General features: G+C 46.2%; 3 protein-coding genes. All 3 read right to left on the reverse strand.

Annotated elements, in window-relative coordinates; all coding sequences use genetic code 11:
- A partial coding sequence (locus tag QTO00_RS16460; protein ID WP_331425754.1) for an imelysin family protein occupies nucleotides 1–973 on the reverse strand: 973 nt, incomplete at its 3' end.
- A gap of 9 nt (nucleotides 974–982) precedes the next feature.
- Complete coding sequence (locus QTO00_RS16465) at nucleotides 983–2,377, reverse strand: di-heme oxidoreductase family protein (RefSeq protein WP_331425755.1); 1,395 nt, start codon at nucleotides 2,375–2,377, stop codon at nucleotides 983–985.
- A gap of 121 nt (nucleotides 2,378–2,498) precedes the next feature.
- Nucleotides 2,499–3,689 (reverse strand): imelysin family protein (locus QTO00_RS16470; RefSeq protein ID WP_331425756.1); only part of this gene is annotated, 1,191 nt, incomplete at its 5' end.

Raw genomic sequence — 3,689 nt, forward strand, 5'->3', positions numbered from 1 at the left:
CATGAATAAGATACTTTAGCTGTTCTAGCTTGTTGTACTGTGAGTAAGCGTTCTGATAGCCCTGTTTGGTTTGTAACATTTCAAATAGACTCTGTTCTGTCGGCCAGGTTTCTATTGTCATTGCAAACTGATTCACGATTCGGTCAGCTAGCGGAGCTTTATCTTTACCACGTAGAAGAGCATCTAACCCCTCTCCGTTTGCAAAATAAAGTGATTGCATTGCTTCGATGTTTGCCTTCAGATTTTGCATTGATGTTTTTGAGCGCCAAGATTCAGAGAAATATGGTCGCGGCTTGCCAAAGTTAGCCAGTGGACGACTCATCTTCTTCATACTGTATTCAAGCTGATTAGAAAGCAGTGCGATGTACTCTGACTGCCACTGCTTCTGATCAAGCTCAACCCAAGGGTTGGACTCCCACGCTTGTGCAATTTTGCCAGCGTTGATTTGAATGTTAGAACCTATCGCCGTTGCTGTTTGACAAGTTTGTAGGTTCCCAGTCAAGTTAGAGGCTTTGTCGTAGAGCAACCATTCAATCGAGCCAAGGCCTTGCACAGTTACACTTTGCAAAGCGATATCTGGCTGAGACCATGCGACAGGTCGTTTAACCAACTGACTCATTTTTCGTCCAGTTGTGTTCTTCTTGTCTGGCCAAAACTGGATGTTCCAACTTTGAGCAAGCGCCGCTTCTGGACCTCGCTCTTGCCCTTGTAGTGCCATCCAAGCCAGCATAGTCTGATGCCATTGCTTCTTAACCGACTCTAGATCTGAGCTAGACGCGCAATAATCGACAAGCGACTGAGACAAACTCGCCGCTTGTTTTTTAAAGCTGTGCGCTGATGCAAACTCAACCTCGTAAACACCTTGGCTAAGGTGATTGGTGTTTTGCGGCTGAGCCTCACCTGTTGTAGAACTCTGACAGCCGAGCAAAGTCATACCCATTATCGCAGCTAATATAGAGTGTCGTTGATTCATGATTAAATCCTATAGCGAGTTTAAGAACGCTATCAGCGCATCTCGTTCATTTTGATTAAACTTAAGCACTTTTTTCTGCGCTACTTCCGCTTCACCACCGTGCCAAAGCACCGCTTCCATCAAGTTACGAGCTCGGCCATCGTGCAAAAAGTAACTATGACCATTCACTTCTTCAGTGTAGCCAATTCCCCATAACGGCGGAGTGCGCCACTCTTGACCATTGGCAAGGTACTCTGGTCGATTGTCCGCTAAACCCGATCCCATATCATGCAGCAGCATATCGGTATATGGATGAATGGTTTGATTTGACAGCGCTGGCAGGTTATCTCGTACCGCTGTTTTAACATTGGTTTTGTGGCAGCTTTCACAGCCCGCTTGAACAAAGAGTTCTTGCCCCAGTTTTACTTGCGGATCATCGACATTACGGCGAATTGGCACCGCCAAATGCTGAGAATAAAACTCAACAAAGTCTAGGATGTTATCGCTAACTTCTGGTGAACCTCCATTTGGCAAATCATCACAAATCGTCTGCTTAGAGGTACAATTCTCATTGGGGAACAAATGACTAGTAAGGCCAACGTCGCCATTGAACGCAGCGGCATTTTGCTGCATTAAACTAGGTTGTCCCGCTTTCCAACCAAAGCGTCCTACAGCAAAGTCGTTAGCTCGAACGTCCCACACAATGTTCACTTTACCCGAAATTCCATCGCCATCTTTATCCTGCTCATCAGCCCATGCTTTGAGTGTTTCGTCCGGAATGCTTTCGAGTAAACCCAAACCGATCATAGGTGGAGCAACGCGTGCTGACATCTGAGTCTCAGGGTGCATCTCTCCATAGCCTAGGTGCGTAATGGCGAGATCTGGCTTGCGTAAAGTCACTACCGTACCGTCAGCAAATTTCACTGGCACATCGGTATAAGTAATTTGAATCCTGCCCTCCGGCACTTGATCTTGCAGTGCGAAGTCTTGGAGTTGGCCACCATAAGTTGGTTCTGGTATGACACCATCTTTAATAAAGGCTTTCTTTTGTTCTGGCGTCATTGCAGGAATGCTCAGACGCACTAGCATGGATACGGCGTGAATATCCCCCTCTTCTGGCGGATGACCACGACCATCTTTGATATGGCAGTTTTGACAACCATTAGTATTAAATAGTGGACCTAATCCGTCACGTGCATCTGTCGAAGCAGGCGCCTGAACCCAAGGATTACGGAAAAAGCTATTACCTACGCTAAAATCTAAACGTTTTGACATAGGTAGGTTTCCAGCAGGAAGCGAAAATGCATTAGCCCCCTCTTTCTTCACAGAGGTACCGCCTCCTGACTTGGCGTCATAGGCCTGTACGGAGAAAGATGCGCTCAGGCCAATAAGGCTGGCAAGAATAGTTTTCGTGTACAACTTCATGGCAAAGATCTCGACTCGAAAATAACCTGAGTTTTTAAGTGGGAATCATTCTCAAAAACACAGTCGGTAAAAAACGGCAAAAGGGCTCTTATGAGCCCTTTTATTTTATGCGTGTCCCAGATTAGAACTCGTGGTCTGCAGTGTCTGGATTCAAACTAGTGATACCGACGATCTTTGCTGCACGTTCGATTTGAGCAGTTTGCTCAACCAGAGACATGATGGTGTCATTAACCAGTGCATTACCTTGTGTGTTGCCCGCAGCAATAAGCTGATCAAAGTACTGACCTTCTTTCTCAGCTGAAGTCACTAGCTGACCAACTTGAGCACGGGTTACATCAAACTGCTTTTGGATCTCTTTAGCTGCTTGCTGATCTTTTTGCGCTACTAAGTCGTTGATGCTTGGACCAGAAAGCAGTGTACCGTCTTCACGCTTATAGATACCGGTATAAACGTTGTAGATACCTTGCTCGTTGTAGTAGTGAGAGTTATGAGTGTTATCTGAGAAACAATCGTGCTCATCTTCAGTAGAGTTCGCTTCTAGCGCAACCTTCATTCGCTCACCGGCTAGCTCACCAAGAGAGAGTGAACCCATGCCAAATAGCATTTTACGTAGACCATTGTCAGCAGAACCATTTACAAGCTCTTCACGGTAGTTCCCTTTAACGTCAGCTGACCACTGTTTTTCCATCCACTCTAGGTCTTGTACTAGAAGCTCAGCAGCAGCTTTAAGGAACTCACCACGGCGGTCACAGTTACCATTTGTACACTCAGCACCAACAACAAAGTCTGTGTAAGCACGTTGACCTGCACCTGCGTTCGTACCGTTTAGGTCTTGACCCCAAAGCAAGAATTCAATCGCGTGATAACCAGACGCAACGTTCGCTTCAGATCCACCGACTTCATTTAGGTCGGCAATCAGCTCTGGAGTAATCTTCGCAACGTCTAATGTTGATGCGCCAATTGTTAGCTCTTGGTTAGCAACGATATTAGCGTTCGCGCCTTCGTTACCTAGCTCATATTGATAGTCTGCAGATACATAGTCGATTAGACCTTCATCAAGAGGCCATGCGTTTAGTTGGCCTTCCCAATCATCGACAATCGCGTTACCAAAACGGAAAACTTCAGACTGTTGGTAAGGTACGCGCGATGCAAGCCATACTTGTTTAACTTGTTCAAACTTAGCCGCAGTCGGATTCGCGAGAAATGATTCCACTGACTTGTCTAGAGCTTTGGCTGTTGTAAGGGAATCTGCAAACACCGCATGAGCGACATCAGCGTAATGTTCAACCACCTGCTGTTTGGTGACAGATGC

This window comes from Vibrio sp. M260118, from assembly GCF_036533755.1.
Lineage (GTDB): Bacteria > Pseudomonadota > Gammaproteobacteria > Enterobacterales > Vibrionaceae > Vibrio.

What these genes read in the sequence shown, in the direction of transcription:
- QTO00_RS16465 (WP_331425755.1), bottom strand. Translation starts at nt 2,377, where the DNA reads ATGAAGTTGTACACGAAAACTATTCTTGCCAGCCTTATTGGCCTGAGC.